The sequence below is a fragment of the Bradyrhizobium sp. SZCCHNRI1029 genome, from assembly GCF_032487555.1.
Taxonomy (GTDB): Bacteria; Pseudomonadota; Alphaproteobacteria; order Rhizobiales; family Xanthobacteraceae; genus Bradyrhizobium.
In genome coordinates this window covers 38,623-54,824 of sequence record NZ_JAUEUK010000004.1, presented here as the reverse complement: position 1 = coordinate 54,824, position 16,202 = coordinate 38,623, and the positions used below count along the sequence as shown (strand labels likewise).

The 16,202-nt window shown below is 65.7% G+C and carries 14 protein-coding genes; 8 read left to right on the top strand and 6 right to left on the bottom strand.

All coding sequences use genetic code 11. The features are described from left to right. Window positions 1-194: 194 nt before the first annotated feature. The 4 genes from QW861_RS12485 to QW861_RS12470 all read right to left on the bottom strand — a co-directional run bounded on the left by QW861_RS12485 (window position 195) and on the right by QW861_RS12470 (window position 3,756). On the bottom strand, window positions 195-1,424 hold the full coding sequence (locus QW861_RS12485; protein WP_315717362.1) for a Tad domain-containing protein: 1,230 nt from the start codon (window positions 1,422-1,424) through the stop codon (window positions 195-197). A 285-nt stretch (window positions 1,425-1,709) separates the two neighbouring features. Next, window positions 1,710-1,868 carry a hypothetical protein gene (locus QW861_RS12480; RefSeq protein ID WP_315750456.1) on the bottom strand — a complete coding sequence of 53 codons (159 nt, stop codon included), beginning with the start codon at window positions 1,866-1,868 and terminating at the stop codon, window positions 1,710-1,712. Window positions 1,869-1,891: 23 nt separating this feature from the next. After that, on the bottom strand, window positions 1,892-3,058 hold the full coding sequence (locus QW861_RS12475) for a hypothetical protein (protein ID WP_315750362.1): 1,167 nt from the start codon (window positions 3,056-3,058) through the stop codon (window positions 1,892-1,894). After that, on the bottom strand, window positions 3,055-3,756 hold the full coding sequence (locus tag QW861_RS12470; protein WP_315750363.1) for a FecR domain-containing protein: 702 nt from the start codon (window positions 3,754-3,756) through the stop codon (window positions 3,055-3,057). The genes QW861_RS12475 and QW861_RS12470 overlap by 4 nt, the downstream gene beginning before the upstream one ends. 139 nt (window positions 3,757-3,895) lie before the next feature. Between QW861_RS12470 and QW861_RS12465 the strand changes: the two genes are divergently transcribed. Continuing rightward, complete coding sequence (locus tag QW861_RS12465) at window positions 3,896-5,224, top strand: phospholipid carrier-dependent glycosyltransferase (RefSeq protein ID WP_315750364.1); 1,329 nt, start codon at window positions 3,896-3,898, stop codon at window positions 5,222-5,224. A 66-nt stretch (window positions 5,225-5,290) separates the two neighbouring features. Here the strand turns inward: QW861_RS12465 and QW861_RS12460 are convergent, their stop codons facing one another. Further along, window positions 5,291-5,941, bottom strand: a complete 651-nt coding sequence (locus QW861_RS12460) for an OmpA family protein (protein WP_315717358.1) — start codon at window positions 5,939-5,941, stop codon at window positions 5,291-5,293. Window positions 5,942-6,325: 384 nt separating this feature from the next. On the opposite strand from QW861_RS12460, the gene QW861_RS12455 reads away from it, so the two are divergent. The 4 genes from QW861_RS12455 (at window position 6,326) to QW861_RS12440 (ending at window position 9,495) form a co-directional block, all read left to right on the top strand. Beyond that, the gene (locus QW861_RS12455) at window positions 6,326-6,556 is read left to right on the top strand and encodes a hypothetical protein (protein ID WP_315717355.1); all 231 of its coding nucleotides are present in this window, start codon (window positions 6,326-6,328) and stop codon (window positions 6,554-6,556) included. Window positions 6,557-6,630: 74 nt separating this feature from the next. Continuing rightward, window positions 6,631-7,803: a winged helix-turn-helix domain-containing protein gene (locus QW861_RS12450; protein ID WP_315750365.1), complete on the top strand. Its 1,173-nt coding sequence runs from the start codon at window positions 6,631-6,633 to the stop codon at window positions 7,801-7,803. 125 nt (window positions 7,804-7,928) lie between these two features. After that, the gene (locus QW861_RS12445; protein WP_315750366.1) at window positions 7,929-8,486 is read left to right on the top strand and encodes a TetR/AcrR family transcriptional regulator; all 558 of its coding nucleotides are present in this window, start codon (window positions 7,929-7,931) and stop codon (window positions 8,484-8,486) included. A 46-nt stretch (window positions 8,487-8,532) separates the two neighbouring features. Further along, complete coding sequence (locus tag QW861_RS12440; protein WP_315750367.1) at window positions 8,533-9,495, top strand: alpha/beta hydrolase; 963 nt, start codon at window positions 8,533-8,535, stop codon at window positions 9,493-9,495. 66 nt (window positions 9,496-9,561) lie between these two features. Here the strand turns inward: QW861_RS12440 and QW861_RS12435 are convergent, their stop codons facing one another. After that, the gene (locus QW861_RS12435) at window positions 9,562-9,996 is read right to left on the bottom strand and encodes a DUF2809 domain-containing protein (RefSeq protein ID WP_315750368.1); all 435 of its coding nucleotides are present in this window, start codon (window positions 9,994-9,996) and stop codon (window positions 9,562-9,564) included. A 128-nt stretch (window positions 9,997-10,124) separates the two neighbouring features. Here QW861_RS12435 and QW861_RS12430 point away from each other — a divergent pair, with 128 nt between their 5' ends. The 3 genes from QW861_RS12430 to QW861_RS12420 all read left to right on the top strand — a co-directional run bounded on the left by QW861_RS12430 (window position 10,125) and on the right by QW861_RS12420 (window position 16,195). Further along, complete coding sequence (locus QW861_RS12430; protein ID WP_315750369.1) at window positions 10,125-11,456, top strand: MFS transporter; 1,332 nt, start codon at window positions 10,125-10,127, stop codon at window positions 11,454-11,456. A gap of 225 nt (window positions 11,457-11,681) precedes the next feature. Further along, window positions 11,682-12,788, top strand: coding sequence for an efflux RND transporter periplasmic adaptor subunit (locus QW861_RS12425; RefSeq protein WP_315750370.1), 1,107 nt, complete (start codon window positions 11,682-11,684; stop codon window positions 12,786-12,788). 266 nt (window positions 12,789-13,054) lie between these two features. Then, window positions 13,055-16,195 carry an efflux RND transporter permease subunit gene (locus tag QW861_RS12420; RefSeq protein ID WP_315750371.1) on the top strand — a complete coding sequence of 1,047 codons (3,141 nt, stop codon included), beginning with the start codon at window positions 13,055-13,057 and terminating at the stop codon, window positions 16,193-16,195. Window positions 16,196-16,202 lie beyond the last annotated feature (7 nt).

Genomic DNA, 16,202 nt, shown 5'->3' with positions numbered 1-16,202 from the left:
GACGCTGCAGCCGCCAGCGACACCGCGTTCCCTCTGCCGTGAAGAACGCGGAGAGGGAAGCAGTATCGGTGGCGGGATGCAGCTCCGTTTCATCTCCTAAAAGAGGAGCTGATATCTTTTCGTGTAGCCGGGTCGTCAGTCCCTGCGACCAGCCACTGAAACGGCGCTCACGAGAATTGGCTCAGCTATGGCACCTACCTCGACAGGAACGCCGTGCCGGCCGGACCACTGGCCGCCGACATCGACAGTGCGCCGGGGGCGATCGCCCAGTTGGTCTGGTTCAGGATCAGCGTGTTGAACACCATCGTGACGCTGTTGCTGCTCATGGTCGAGACCGAGTTGATGGTGACGTTGCGGCTCGGCAGATACATCAGGCCGGTGTAGGACGAGCTGCTGGTGCCGTTGATCGGCAGGTTCGTCGTCGACAGGCCGCTCGGCTCGTACATCAGGATATTGGCGTAGGTGCCGCTGGTCGGCGCCGACAGCGTCGCATTGACGTTGCCGTTGAAGGTGAGCGTCGCGTTCTGGTCGACGAGGTAGAAGGTGACGCCGCTGCCGGTGACCGTCCATCCCGAGTTGAAGGTCATCGCGCCGCCCTTGATGATGTAGAGGCCCGGATTGAGCGTCAGCGTGCCGGAGCCGTTGAAATTGGTCGCGCCGCAATAGACGCCGGGATTGAGCGTGACCGAGCCGGGATCATAGACTTTGTTGTTGGTGGTGCACGCGCCCACCGTGACGGCGGGCAGCTTGCCGGCAAATGGGTCGGAGATCGCCGCGCAGCCGGTCTCGGCCGGCGGAGTGACGCCGCCGTTCTTGGTGATGTTGGTGCCCTTGATGCAGATGCGCTTGACGTTGAGCGTGGCGTTGAACATCGCGGCCGGGCTCTGCGTCGACAGCACGTGGATCTCGCAGCTCGGCGCATTGAGCTGGGCCCCGGAATTCACCAGCAATGATTGCGCGTTGATGGTGCTGACCAGCAGGATGCAGACGGGCGACGTGGTCTGCGCGCCGGCCTTGGCCGTTGCGGACGCCGTCACGCCGAGCGATGTCGTGCCCATCACGTTGAGGAACGAGGTCTTCACCGAGGTCGTCGCAGTGCCCGACAGCGAGCCGTCGCTGTTGGGCGTGAAGGTCGCCGTTGTGCCGGTGCCGAACCGGCCTTTGAAGCTGCCCGAGAACACCGCGCTTGCGGTCGACACCTGCTGCGCGCTCGCCTGGGTCACGCCAGCGAGGACCGCGGCGTCGACCGACTTCTGCAACTGCGCCCTGGTGTCGCTCGACTTGGCGAAATCGACCGCGGCGCCGACCGACACCAGGATCGGGATGATGGTGATGGCGAAGATCATGCTGATCTGGCCGTCCTTCGCGCGGCCAAATCTCCATGCCAGATCGCGAAGAGTCTTCGACGAAATCGATGCGGTCATGTGCGACGCTTCCTGCTGATGGCTGTCCGCGGCTCGATGCCGGCGGATGCGAGCCCCTGCTGCAAAGGAAGTGGCGGTCAGACGTTACCGCATGCTGAATCCGGTTCCGTAAAGGAAACCGGCAGCGGAGTAGCGGAAGCGGAAGGTTAGCAGCCCGTTTGCCGGATCATCGACAGGTGCCCGTTCGCACCACTCATTGGTAGCAGTCGCGCGAATTGCCTGTATTTGGCGGTGACGGCTTGTGAGTTGCAAGCGGTCGGATTGCGCCCGCCGGTGGATGTCGCGCTAACGAGGCGAGCGCCAGATCCGGGGCGAGAGAACGCGGCTGCACACCAATGCGTAGAGCGCGGTCACCAGGATGACGGTGAGATTGACCATGACCGCGTTGAGCGCGCTCGGCAGCCCGACTCGCAGGATGTCGGCGAACAGCCGGCCCTGGTGCACCCGCCAGGGGCCAGCGCCAGCCGCTAATAATGGACGCGCAGGCCGATGCCGCCGTGGATGGTGTTGCCGACCGGCTGCGGGCCGAGCGTGCCGTTGACGAACAGATCGGCGATCCAGCCCTGCGGCAGGCGGAAGCCGAGCCGGCCGCCATATTCGAACCAGCCCTGGTTGCCCATGGTCGGCGTCACCGTGCCGTTGCCGGTGACGGTGGCGACGATGCCGGAGCTGGTCGCGAACGACTGGACGTAGCCGCCATTGATGTTGGCCTCGATGCTCGTGCCGAACAGGTGGGTCCACTGGCCACCGACCTTGACCAGGCTGGTGCGGTCGGTGCCGCCGGCGATCGTCGCATCGAACGGGTTGAAGGCCACCGTGGGATCGCGATAGCCGGCGACGTGCTGCCACAACTGCCACAGCTCGACCGACGCCGCGAGCTCGTCGCGCGGCGAGAGCCGGCTGATCCAGCCGGCGCGGCCGTAGACCGCGTAGTTCGATGCCGTGGTGGTGCCGTCCACCGTGACGTTACCGAGGCTCGTTGCATAGCTCCGGCCGTAGCGCACGCGCTCATAGGGCGTCAGGATCGTGCCGACGTCGAAGAACGGCCGCGACGAGCCCCAGTCGACGAAGTCGTAGCGCAGTGCGAAGGCGCCGATCGGCGCCGACGTCACGTGGTAGCCGTTCTCGTCGTAGTGCGTGTAGGCGAGGCCCGCGAGCAGCGCCAGATTGTTGGTGAGCTGCTTGCGGCCATGGATGCCGGCCGAGAACGAGCCGGCCGAGCCGAATGCGCTGATGCAGTCGTTGCAGTTGACCTGCTCGTTGACGCCGAGCAGCACCAGCCCGAGCACGCGGTTGGTGATCATCTGGTTGAAGCGCTGGTCGGCGAGGCCGTTGATCGCGTTCGCGCTGTTTCCCGCGCCGGTGGGCGACGGCGACGGGGTCGGCGAGATCGAGGGAGAGGGCGTCGGTGTCGGACTTGAGGTCGATGTCGGCGTGGCCGACGGCGTCGGCGTCGCGGTGGGCGAGGAGGTCGGCGACGGCGACGGGGTGGGGCACGGCGCCGCCGCGAAATTGTCCACCCCGCAACTGCTCTGCGCGGCGGCCGGCGCAGCTTGCAGCGCAAGCGCGAGCAGCCCGCCGGCGATGGCGGTCATCAGGAGAGCAAGCTGACCGCGGTGCGTTCTCATCGTCATCGCCCGCACAGGATGCCGGTGAAGTCCTGCGGCGGCGCATTGCTGGCGAGATCGGTGACCGTGCAAAGGCCCGATGTCGACGCGCAGGTTGCTGCAAAGCTCCAGGACGGATTGCTGGTCTTCTTGATTGCGCTTCGGCCGTTGCCGGTCGCGGTGATGATCGCAGTGTCGCCCGGCTGCGTCAGCTCGAGGCATTGGAAGGTGAGGGTGCAGACCCGCGAAGCGCCTTCCTGCAGCACGACCATGGTCTGGCCGCGCTGCGAGCGGATGTCGAGGATGGTGCCGCGCACGCCGATGGTCGCGAGCGGCGTGTTGATCTTGTAGGCGGTTTTCTCGGAATGGCCGGTGACGAAGCGGAACGCGCCAGTGCCGAGCCGGATCGCCATGTCGCGATAGCTGGTCTCGTCGTTGAAGACGGTGCGGTCAAGCGTCAGGGTGGCGTTGGCGCCGAGCGAGAGATTGGTGCTGTCGATCATGACGAGCCGCGCGGCGCTGTCATTGCCGGTGCGCACCGTCTCGTTGCGCACGACGCCGTCGCCGACATTGATCGGACTGCTCGACGCGCCTGCCACGCGCAGCACGTCCTTCTGCACCAGCACGGCCTCGCCGATGCGGCCGTCGGCGCTTGCCCCGCCCGCCAAGCCCAGCAGGGCGGCGGCCGAGATTGCAGCGACACAGGCTCGGCGACGCTGATTCATATCCACACCGAAGATTGTTCCTTGCCCAATCTAGCCGAAGACGGCGCGCGGGGTTGTTGTAAAATAGGCACAAGTTTGCCTCTATGACCGTTCGGTGGTTAGTTGCCGCCACCGTGAGATCAGTTCAACGCGGAGGCCCATGAAGGTATCTGCTGCTCGCCGCGATGACGACGAAGAGGACGGCGAGGTTGCGCAGGATGGCGCTCTGTCGGTCCGCCGCTGTGTGATGACGACATTGCTGATCTTCGCGATCGCGCACGTCGTGCTGATGATCGGGCTCGCCTCGCCGCCGAAATTCGTCTTCGACGAGGTGCATTACGTGCCGGCGGCGCGGCAGATGCTGGGACTGGCGCCGGCGACGCCGCAGCTCAACCCGATGCATCCGCCGCTCGCCAAGGAGCTGATTGCGCTGTCGATCAGGACGTTCGGCGATAACGCCTTCGCATGGCGCTATCCCGGTACCGTGCTCGGCGGGCTCGCCGTGGCCGCGATCTATCTGTGCGGCCTGGCGCTGTTCGCGGCGCAATGGCCCGCCATTGCGGCGGCGCTGCTCGCGGCCTTCAACCAGATGCTGTTCGTGCAGGCGCGCATCGCGATGCTCGACATCGGCGCGCTCGCCTTCAGCCTGCTCGGGATCGCGGCCTTTCTGTTTTCGTTCCGGCAGCGCCGGCCGCAGGTCGTGTTCGCGCTGGCGGGCGCGCTGTTCGGCCTTGCGATCGCCTGCAAATGGAGCGGGCTGTTTCCGCTGCTGACGGCGCTTCTCATCGTCGGTCTCATCAAGCTGTTGCAGCATTGGCAGACCTCGTTTGGCGATGGCGAGCCGACCGACTGGTATCGGCCCGAGCAATGGCCGCAACTGAGCTGGCTGCAGATCGTGCTGTGCCTCGTCGCGATGCCCACCGTCTGCTATCTCGCGACCTTCGTCCCGCTGCACGGCCTGTCCGTCGTGGGCATCTTCGAGGCGCAGCGGCGCATCTTTGACGACAGCGTCACCACGGCGATCGCCGGCCACACCTATATGAGCGCGTGGCCGACCTGGCCGCTGCTGGTCCGTCCGGTCTGGTTCCTGTTCGACAAGACGAGCGACACCGACATCGCCGCGGTGGTGCTGCTCGGCAATCCGCTGGTGCTGTGGCCGGCGCTTGCGGCGATCGCGATCTGCGTCCGGGATTTCATCGCGACGCGCAGCGCGACGGCGTTCCTGATCCTGGCGTTCTATCTCGGCTGCTATCTGCCCTGGGCGCTGCTGCCGCGCGCGCTGAGCTTCATCTACTACTACCTGCCGTCGGCGACGCTGGCGAGCCTCGCGCTCGTCCATGTGCTGACCCGCTGGCCGCGCTGGGTGCTGTTGAGCTATGTCGCCGTCGCGATCCTGGGCTTCGTCGCGATGCTGCCGGTCAGCGCCGCCTTCATCGGCACGACGATGCAGACCTTCACCCGGTTGATGCTGTTCCAGAGCTGGATCTGAAACCGGACAAAAAGCGCCCCGCCCGCCAGGGACCGTGGGCAGGCGGGGCGATGCGCGGCGGAGCGCTCACTTCGCCGCGGTTTTGGTGTCCATGTTGACGACCTGGACCCGCCGGTTGAGCGGATCGGCCGGGTTGGCCGCGTCCTTGAGCTTGGTCTTGCCATAGCCGACCGTGACGAGGTCCTGGCCGGGGAGGGCGAACTTCTCGACCAGATAGCGTTTGATGGTGTCGGCACGGCGCTCGGAGAGATCCTGGTTGAAGCCGTCGCTGCCGATGCCGTCGGTATGGCCGGCGACCACGAAGGTCGAGCCCTTCAGGTTCGGATCGGACAGCGCCTTGCCGAGCTCCTGCACGGCCGGCATCGAGGCCTTGCTGATCTCGGCCGAGTTGTAGTCGAACTGGATCTCGAGATCGATCTTGGGCTTGGTGGCCGCGATCTCGGCAATCTGCTCGCGCTCGCCGAGCGACAGCGAGCGGGTCTTGCGGTTGCGCATGCTGTCGATGAAGGCCGCTTGCTTCGCCTGCGCTGCCGCGTCGGCCTGCGGGGTCGCCTGCGGTCCGACCGAAATGCCGCGCGTCACGGCCTTCGGCTTCAGCGCGTTGAGGATCTTGTCGGCCGACACGGCCTCGCCGGCGAGCGCGGTGCCTGCGCCGATCGCCAGCATGGCGGAGAACGCCGCCGCCTGAACTGCAAAGCGTCCAAAATATGGGGTCATCGTCGTTATCCTCGGGTCGTCATGCCCTATGGCCATTGGATGCGTGAACGATAGAACGGGTTCAAAGCATCAAATGTGATCGACGTCACGTTGCCGGACCGGGCGGCCCTTGAGGGGCGAAGCGAGTGGTCTGCGGGATGCGCCGCGCGCTGCCGCAAAGCGATCGGCAGGTGGCCGGTCCGCGAACAACAAATCGGCCAGATGCGGTTCTACCGGATAGCGCTCGCCGGGAAAAATCGCAAACCTGAGGGACGCGAACGGCGAGTGGATTCGTAGTCAAAGAAACGCGAACAGAAAAGCAAAGCCGTGTTCAACCCATCGCACAGGCGCGACTATCAGTCCCATCGGGCAAGCAGTCAGGATCAGACGGGATCAGTGGGTTCCATGTCGACGCTGATCGGAGCTGGCATCATAGCGGCATCGATCCTGCTGTCGACGCTGATCACTGCGGTCGGCAACCGCTATGTCGGCCTGGAAAGTCCCTCCGAGGATACGGCCTGGCTGGTCGACCGCCTGACCGGCCGCATCTACAAGTGCCGTGCGCCGGATCCCGGCCGCGCCAGCTGCAAGGCCGAGATCGCCACCGGCAGCATTCCGGACAAGTCCAAGCCTTGAGGTTCCGCTAGGGGATCTCGCCGGCCTGATTTGCCGTTGCGGGAGCGGGGGCGAATCTCGCACCATTGCGCGGCATGCCCGCCGTTTCCACGCCCATCCCGCTCCCCAAGCCGCAGGCGCGCCGCATCTGGCTGCGCGCGCAGCGGCTCGATGCCGAGGCGCCGTTCGGCGCGGGCCCCGAGGCGGTCGCCGCCGCCATTGCCCATCTCGGCTATGTGCAGATCGACACCATCAACGTCATCGAGCGCTGCCATCACCACATCCTGTTCAGCCGCATTCCCGCCTATCGCCGCGCCGATCTCAGGCAGGCGCAGAGCACCGACAAGACCGTCTTCGAATATTGGACCCACGCGCTGTCCTATATTCCTGTGCAGGACTTCCGCTACTTCGTTCCGGCGATGCGCCGCCACCGCCGCGAGGGCCATCGCTGGCTCACGACCGTGAAGCCTGAGGATACGCGCAAGGTCATGCGGCTGATCCGCCAAGGCGGCGCGCTGACGATCCGCGACATCGACGACGACGTTCTGCGCGAGAAGGACCACGCCTGGGCCAGCCGCAAGCCGTCGAAGCGCGCGCTGCAGCTCGGCTTCTACGAGGGCGTGCTGACGGTGTCGGGCCGCGACGGCATGCTCAAGACCTACGACCTCACCACCCGGCATTTCGGCTGGGAACGGCTGCCGAAGGGCGCCAATGATCGCGAGATCGCAACCTATCTGCTCGACCGCGGCTTGCGCGCCCAAGGCGTCGTCAGCCTCGATTCGCTCTGCCATCTCAATGCGCCAAGCAAGGCCGCGGTACGGCGGGTCATCGATGCCAGGGTCCGGCGCGGCGAGCTGCTGCCGGTGACGGCGGAGGGCGCCGGCAAGCAGGAGCACTGGATCACGCCTGCTGCATTGGCAGCGCCGATCGAGATCGATCCGGCGCGCGTGCACATTCTGTCGCCGTTCGATCCGCTGATCATCCAGCGCAAGCGGACGCAGGCGATCTTCGACTACGATCATCGCTTCGAGGCCTATGTCCCGAAGGACAAGCGCCTGTTCGGCTATTTCGCGCTGCCCGTCCTGGTCGGCGACGAGATCGTCGCCGCGCTCGACCTCAAGACCGACCGCCAGAACGGCAAGCTCCTGATGCAGAAATGGAGCTGGGTCGGCCAGGGCAAGGCCGCGCGTGGCGAGCGGCGCAAGGCGCTGAAGCGGGTGATCGAGGATGAGCTGCACCGGTTCCAGAAGTTTCAGCTTGGAGATTGAGGCCGGGAGCAACGGGTCCGTTTTCGCTTGAATTGGGAATGATTGTTTCCTATTATCCGGCCATGATGAAGTCTCCGAAGGATGCCGTCGAGCGCCGTGGGCCTGGCCGGCCGCGCGAGTTTGACATGGATACCGCCTTGAGCAGGGCGCTGGTGGTCTTCAGCGAGCGCGGCTACCACGCGGCATCGCTGGCCGAGCTACGCGTCGCGATGAAGCTCGCGACGGGAAGTCTCTACAAGGCGTTCCAGGACAAGCGCGCGATCTTCCTCGCGACACTCGATTACTACATCGCGCGGCGTGACCGACAGGTGCGCGAACGTCTCGATGCGCAGCACAGCGGCCGCGACAAGCTGCGGGCCTTGCTGCAGTTCTATGCCGAGTCCGCCAGTGACGGCGAGGGCCGGCGCGGTTGCATGGTCGTCACCAGCGCGGCGGAGCTCGCCAGCCTCGACGCCGAGTCCGTGGCGAAGGTCCGGGGCGCACTGCGCCGCGTCGAGGCGCTGTTGCGCGACTTGATCAGGCTCGGGCAAGCCGATGGATCCATCCGGCCGGGGCTCGATGCCGACGTCGTCGCCGGCGCTCTGTTCTGCATGATCCAGGGCTTGCGCGTGGTCGGCAAGACCGGGCGCGGCAAGAGCGAGATGATGGCTGTCGCGAGCCAGGCCGATGCCCTGCTCGGTTGAGCTTTCGTTTAAATAGGAAACAATCGTTCTATAAAGGAGAAACATCATGCGTCATCAGTCGAACGTGACAGCCGAAGCCGACGCCTCGCGGGTCGTCGCGGCGGAGCCGCTGTCTCGGGCGGAAGCGTCGCTGCCCGGCTTCGAGCATCGGTTCGAGACCATCGACGGCACCCGGCTGCACTATGTCAGCGGTGGCCGGCCTGATGGCGAGATCGTCGTGCTGCTCGCCGGCTTTCCCGAGAGCTGGTTCGCCTGGCGCAGGGTCATGCCGCTGCTCGCGCCGCGCTATCGGGTGATCGCGGTGGACCTCCCGGGGCAGGGCGACTCGGACCGGCCGGCGGACGGCTATGATACGCAGACCCTGGCCACGGCGGTGCATCGACTGCTGCAACGGCTCGGCGCCACGCGCTATCATCTCGCGGCCCACGACATCGGCGCATGGGTGGCCTATCCCTATGCGCTGCTGTTCGAGGCTGAACTGCGCAGCCTGGCCCTGCTCGATGCCGGCATTCCCGGCGTTACCTTGCCCGACGCACTGCCATTCGCGCCGGAACGCGCGTGGCGGACTTGGCACTTTGCGTTTCATGGTCTCGCTGAGCTTCCGGAGTTTCTGATCCAAGGGCGCGAACGCGACTATCTCAGTTGGTTCCTGCGTCGAAAGGCGGCCAATCCCCAGACGTTCCTGGAGAGCGACCTCGATGAGTATGGCCGCGTGCTGACCAAGGCCGGCGGCCTGCGCGCCGGGCTGGCCTATTATCGTTCTGCTGCGCTGTCGGCGCGCCAGAACCGGGAGCTGAATGCCAGGGGCAGGCTGAAGCCGCCGCTGCTGGCCATCGGCTCCGACCAGGGCTCGATCGTGGACATGGCGGCGCCGCTCAGGGAGTTTGCCCACCATGTCGAAGGCATCACCATCGCCTGCTGCGGCCACTACATTCCGGAAGAACAGCCGGCCGTTCTGGCCGAGGAGCTCGACGCCTTCTTCAGCCGCGTTGCGGCCGGGCCGAATTGAGCGTCTCGACGCTGCGGGTCGACCTGCCGTTCAAGTGATGCGCATCGTCCTTTCCTGCCGGCGCACCTACGGCAATGCGCGGCGCATCGCCGCGCGATCGACGGCGATGCCGAGCAGTATGCCGGCGGCATAGACGACGATGTTCCAGAGCGAGAAGATGCGGCCGAGCAGCAGCGCACCTGCAAGCGTCAGGCGGAAGCCGTCGAGCCACGGCGTGTGGACCAGACGGCTGGCCTCGACGATCACGGTGACGGCGAGCGCCAGCCCGCCGATCTGCCACGGTGACATCCGCGGCAGCAGCGCGACGAGCAGCATGTAAACCATCGTCGCCCAGAGGAGGGAGCCGCCATACTTGACGATGAAGGCGGGCGCTCCGAGGCCGAGACCGGCGAAGCGCAGTGCGAGCCCGAGCGCGATCATGATCAGTGCCGTCGCAAACGCCATCGCGGCGCGGCGGCGCTTGCCGGCGCGCGGCGGCCACCAGGAGGATAGCGGCGTCATGCGCGCGCCGCGCCCCCGCGATGCGCCGACGGGCTGTGGGATGTCAGGTTTTCCGATTGACTTGCCACGACCGATGCTCAACACCGCCTTCAACTATCAATGTCCAGAAAGCTCCCGGGAGGAGATCGATGAGTCCGTCCGCCACCACTCCGGCCGCACCTGGCCGCTCCGACATCGAGGCCGCGACCATCCGCGCGATCTCCTGGCGGCTGATTCCCTTTCTGGTGCTGGCCTATTTCTTCTCCTATCTGGATCGCGTCAATCTCGGCTTCGCCGCGCTGACCATGAACGCGGAGCTGAAATTCTCGCCGCTGGTGTTCGCCTGGGGCGCGGGCATCTTCTTCATCGGCTATTTCATCTTCGAGGTGCCGAGCAATCTCGCGCTGGAGAAGTTCGGCGCCAGCCGCTGGATCGCCCGCATCATGGTGACCTGGGGGATCATCTCGGCGCTGATGGCCGTGGTCTCGGGCCCCTGGAGCTTCTACACGCTGCGCTTCCTGCTCGGCGTCGCCGAGGCCGGATTCTTTCCCGGCATCATCCTCTATCTCACTTACTGGTATCCCGCGCAGTATCGTGCGCGCTTCCTCGCCGCCTTCGCGGTTGCCGTGCCGATTTCGACCGTGATCGGCGCGCCCGTCTCCGGCCTGCTGCTCGGCATGCACGGCCTGATGGGGCTGCAGGGCTGGCAGTGGCTGTTCATCATCGAGGGAATTCCGTCCATCATCCTCGGCGTCGTCACCTGGTTCTATTTGACCGACCGGCCGGAGCACGCGGCCTGGCTGTCGGCGGAGCAGAAGGCCTGGCTCGCGGCAAGGCTCGAGGCCGAAACGGCGGCGAAGCAGGCCGCCGGACACATGACGCTCGGTGAGGCGCTGTCGTCGCCCAAGGTGATCGTGCTCAGCCTGATCTATTTCGGCTTCGTCGGCGCGCTCTACGGCATGCAGTTCTGGCTGCCGCAGATCGTCAAGGCGTTCGGACTGAGCAATGTGCAGACCGGCTTCGTCACCGCGATCCCCTATGCGTTCGGCACCGTCGCGATGATCCTGTGGGCGCGGCATTCCGATGCGACGCGCGAGCGCGTGATCCATGTCGGCGCGCCGCTGATCCTGATCGCTGTCGCGCTGGCCGCCTCGAGCGTGATCGGCGATCCCACGCTCACCATGGTCGCGCTGACGGTCGCCGCGATCGGCGTGTTCTGCGTCTTCGGCGTGTTCTGGACCTTGCCCACGGCGTGGCTGTCGGGCACGGCCGCGGCCGGCGCCATCGCGCTGATCAACTCGATCGGCAATCTCGCCGGCTTCGGCGGTCCCTATCTGGTCGGCTGGATCAAGGACACCACCGGCTCCACCACCCACGGCCTGCTCGCGCTGTCGGTGTTGCCGCTGATCGCCGGGCTGCTCGTGTTCTTCGGCGGCCATGAGAGCAGGGTCGAATTCGCGGACCAGGCGCCGGCGGAGTGAGTCCCACGTGCATGCTGTGATCGGCATTCGGCTTTCGACCGTTGTCCGGCACGGCCCCGAAAGGACGGCGGGGATGGGCATTGACGCAGTTCAGAGCCTGCCTGCCGCGCCAATGAGCACCTGCGGCAACATGTCCAGATGTTCACGAAGTCATGATCACTGACGAATATTGACAATCGTCACTCAACATTCGACACTTCCTCGCAACTGCAGCGAGGGTGCCCCATGTTGATCCGCCTGATTTTCGCGAGCTATACCAAGCTGTTGACTGGTCTTGCGCTGGCCACCATGGCCGTCGCCCTGGCCGGGTGCAATGAAACCGTCGCCCAGAAAGCCGAGCCGATCCGGCCGGTGCTGGTCGCCCCCGTGCATTACGAGGCCGAGACGCCTGAACGCAGCTTCGTCGGCACCATCAGGCCGCGCATCGAGGCCGATATCGGCTTCCGCGTCGCCGGCAAGGTCGCCAAGCGCCTGGTCGAGGTCGGCCAGACCGTCGATGTCGGCCAGCCGCTCGCCACGCTCGACGAGGTCGACCTGAAGCTCCAGGCCGAGCAGGCCGAAGCCGAATTCCGCGCCGCCACCGGCGTGCTTGCGCAGGCGTCCGCCGCCGAGACCCGAGCCAAGGAGCTGCGGGCCAAGGGCTGGACCACCGATGCTCAGATGGACCAGGCCAGGGCGTCCGCCGACGAGGCGAGGGCACGGCTCAACCGTGCCGAACGCTCGGTCGAACTGACCCGCAACTCGCTGTCCTACGCGACGCTGGTTGCGGACGCGCGCGGTGTCGTCACCGCGAGCATGATCGAGCCAGGCGTGGTCGTTGCCGCCGGCCAGGCGGCGATCCGTGTCGCGCGTTTCGCAGAGAAGGAGGCGGTGGTCGCGATCCCGGAGACCCTGCTCGAACGCGCCAAGACCGGTAGCGCCTACGTCACGCTGTGGTCGGAAGCCGACAAGAAATATGCGGCGAAGCTGCGCGAGATCGCGCCCACCGCCGATTCCGCGACGCGCACCTATCTCGCCAAGTTCTCGCTGCCGGACGCCGGCGAAGCCGTCTCGCTCGGTATGACCGCGACCTTGACGCTCGCCGATCCCGCCACCACGCGCGTCGCGCGGCTGCCGCTGTCGGCGCTGTTCAGCGAGGGCCGCGATCCGTCGCTCTATGTCGTCAACGACAAGGGCGAGGTGACGCTGAAGCCGGTGAAGGTGAAGGCCTATGACAGCAAGGATGTGCTCGTCACGTCAGGCGTCGACGAGGGCGACAAGGTCGTGGCGCTCGGCGTGCAGAAGATCGATCCCGCCCAGAAGGTGCGGGTCGTGTCAGCGCTGACGTTCTAGTTCTCCTGTCGTTCCGGGCGCACGCAGTGCGAACCCGGAACCTCGAGATTCCGGGTTCGATGCTTCGCATCGCCCCGGAATGACGAAAGTAATGGTTGTCATTGCGAGGAGCGAAGCGACGAAGCAATCCAGACTGTTTCCACGGAAGGATTCCTGGATTGCTTCCACCGTCGCCCTTCGGGCTATGGCGGACAAGTCGCTTCGCTCGCAATGACGATCACTGAGAATGGCCTGGAATAGCGATATCGGATCATCGGAGAGCACCCATGAAGCGGTTCAACCTGTCGGCCTGGGCGGTCAATCATCCGCCGCTGGTGCTGTTCCTGATCATCGCGCTCGGCGTCGCCGGCTTCTTCTCCTATCAGAAGCTCGGCCGTGCCGAAGATCCGTTCTTCACCGTCAAGGTCGTCAACGTCTCGGTGATGTGGCCGGGCGCGACGGCGGCCGAGATGCAGAGCCAGGTCGCCGACCCCATCGAGAAGAAGCTGCAGGAGCTGCCTTACTTCGAGAAGGTGCAGACCTATTCGAAGCCGGCCTTCACCGCGATGCAGGTGACCTTCCGCGATTCGACGCCGCCGGCAGAGGTGCCGCATCTGTTCTACCTGATCCGCAAGAAGCTCGACGACGTGCAGTCGTCGCTGCCGTCGGGCATCGTCGGGCCGTTCGTCAATGACGAGTTCTCCGACGTCGATTCCATCTTGTTCATGATGACCGGCGACGGCGCCGATTATGCGCAATTGAAGAAGACCGCCGAAGGCCTGCGCCAGCGCCTGCTCAAGGTCACCGGCGTCACCAAGGTCAATCTCTACGGCACCCAGGACGAGCGCATCTATGTCGAGTTCAGCCATGCCAAGCTCGCCACGCTCGGCGTCACACCGCAGGCCCTGTTCGATTCGTTGGCCAAGCAGAACAATGTGACCCCGGCCGGCACGGTCGAGACCTCGTCGCAGCGCGTGCCGCTGCGCGTCACCGGCGCGCTCGACGGCGCCAAGGCGGTGGCGGAGACGCCGGTCGAAAGCAACGGACGCGTGTTCCGGCTCGGCGACATCGCGACCGTCACCCACGGCTACGTCGATCCGCCGAGCTTCAAGGTGCGGCAGGAGGGCAAGCCCGCGCTCGGCATCGGCGTGGTCACGGCCAAGGAGGCCAACATCCTGGAGCTCGGCAAGGAGGTGCACGCCGCCGCCGACGATTTCATGAAGGCCGTGCCGCAGGGCATCGAGATCGAGCAGATCGCAGACCAGCCCAAGGTGGTCGAGCACGCCGTCAGCGAGTTCGTGCACTCGTTCGTCGAGGCGCTGGTGATCGTGCTGTTCGTGTCGTTCCTGGCGCTGGGATGGCGCACCGGCATCGTGGTGGCGCTGTCGGTGCCGCTGGTGCTCGGACTCGTCTTCATCGTCATGAACATCATGGGGCTCAACCTGCACCGCATCTCGCTCGGCGCCCTCATCATCGCGCTCGGCCTGCTGGTCGACGATGCCATCATCGCGGTCGAGATGATGGTGGTGAAGATGGAGCAGGGCTGGGACCGGATGCGCGCCGCGTCGTTTGCCTGGGAATCCACCGCATTCCCGATGCTGACCGGCACCCTGGTCACGGCCGCCGGCTTCCTGCCGATCGGCTTTGCCAATTCGGCGGTCGGCGAATATGCCGGCAGCATCTTCTGGATCGTCGCCATCGCGCTGGTCGCGTCGTGGTTCGTCGCGGTGATCTTCACGCCCTATATCGGCGTCAAGCTGCTGCCCGACATCAAGGTTCATCACGACCATGATGAGCACGCGATCTACGATACGCGCATGTATCGCGGCCTGCGCCGCGTGATCCGCTGGTGCGTCGATCACCGCATCACCACAGTCGCTGCGACGGTCGGCGTGTTCGCGGCATCGATCGTGGCCTTCGGCCACGTCCAGCAGCAGTTCTTCCCGCTGTCGGAACGCCCCGAGCTGTTCCTGCAGTTGCGGCTGCCGGAGGGCACCGCATTCGGTGTCACCGAGAAGGCTGCCAAATCAGCAGAGAAGCTGCTCAAGGACGACAAGGACATCGAGACCTACACCGCCTATGTCGGGCAGGGCTCGCCGCGGTTCTGGCTCGGCCTCAACCCGCAACTTCCGAACGAGGCCTTCGCCGAGATCGTGATCGTCGCCAAGGACGTCGCCGCGCGCGAGCGCATCAAGGCCAAGATCGAGACCGCGGCTGCGAATGGCGAGCTGAACGAAGCGCGCGTCCGCGTCGATCGCTTCAATTTCGGTCCGCCGGTCGGCTTCCCGGTCCAGTTCCGCGTCATTGGCCCGGATGCGGCGAAGGTGCGCGAGATCGCCCATCAGGTGCGCGACGTCATGCGCCAGAACCCGAATGTCAGGGATCCGCAGCTCGACTGGAACGAGCAGTCGCCCTACCTCAAGCTGGTCGTCGACCAGGATCGTGCCCGCGCGCTCGGCCTGACCCCGCAGGACGTGTCGCAGTCGCTGGCGATGCTGATCTCCGGCGTGCAGGTCACGACCATCCGTGACGGCATCGAGAAGGTCGGCGTCGTCGCCCGTGCGGCGCCGTCCGAACGGCTGGATCTCGCCCATGTCGGCGACCTCACCATCACCTCGAAGAACGGCGTGGCCGTGCCGCTGCAGCAGATCGCCAAGATCGAGTATTCCCACGAGGAGCCGATCCTGTGGCGTCGCAACCGCGACATGGCGATCACGGTGCGCGCCGACGTGGCGGATGGCGTCCAGGCGCCGGATGTCACCAACCAGATCTCGCCGAAGCTGCAGGATATCCGCAACCACCTCGCGCCCGCCTACCGGATCGAGGCCGGCGGCGCGTTCGAGGAATCCGCCAAGGGCAATGCCTCGATCTTCGTGCTGTTTCCGCTGATGGTCATCGTGATGCTGACCCTGCTGATGATCCAGCTGCAGAGCTTCTCACGGCTGATCCTGGTGTTCCTGACCGCGCCGCTCGGCATCGTCGGCGCCTCGCTCGGGCTCAATGTCGCCAACGCGCCGTTCGGCTTCGTGGCGCTGCTCGGCCTGATCGCGCTCGCCGGCATGATCATGCGCAACGCGGTGATCCTGGTCGATCAGATCGAGACCGACGTTGCCCATGGCCTGACCCGCAAGGAGGCGATCATCGAGGCCACGGTGCGCCGTGCCCGCCCCGTGGTGCTGACCGCGCTCGCCGCGATCCTCGCCATGATCCCGCTGTCGCGCTCGGCGTTCTGGGGCCCGATGGCGATCACCATCATGGGCGGGTTGTTCGTTGCAACCTTCCTGACGCTGCTGTACTTGCCTGGATTGTATGCCCTATGGTTCCGCAAGAGTCTCGACGAGCGCGGAGCGAAAGACGCGGATCATTCCGCAGCGCAGCACACTGACGTGCCGAGGCCCGCGCTTCCTCTGGCCGAGGCCGCCGAATGAAGGACCA